1 protein-coding gene is annotated in these 311 nt (G+C 49.8%); it reads left to right on the top strand.

Features of this window, described 5'->3' with window-relative positions; all coding sequences use genetic code 11:
• Window positions 1–311, top strand: a 311-nt coding sequence (locus FD04_RS12595; protein ID WP_162255748.1) for a hypothetical protein, incomplete at both ends; no start/stop codon positions are given.

Below are 311 nucleotides of genomic sequence, written 5' to 3'. Positions count from 1 at the left end.
ACGCAGATCACCAAAGATTGGCCAGATGGTGATAAGACCGTGGTTGATATCAATACTGATACCAATACGGCAACTGTCACCGAAACGCCAAAGGGTGAACCAAGCTTGCCAGCAGAGACGGTTGAACCAGGTAACGCGGTGACTGTTGGTCACACAGCTGTGACGAACAATGAACCAAACGGGATTCAACTGGAACACAATACGGATACTGGCACGAGTGAAATCCCAACAGGGATCGAAACTACGACGGTACCAGGTAAGACGACTGAAACCATCAATCCAGATGGCAGCAAGACCATGACGCAAACGGG

This window comes from Secundilactobacillus odoratitofui DSM 19909 = JCM 15043, assembly GCF_001434895.1.
GTDB lineage: Bacteria > Bacillota > Bacilli > Lactobacillales > Lactobacillaceae > Secundilactobacillus > Secundilactobacillus odoratitofui.
Note: the sequence above shows the minus strand (reverse complement) of the source record. Positions and strands in the feature narration are given on the sequence as shown.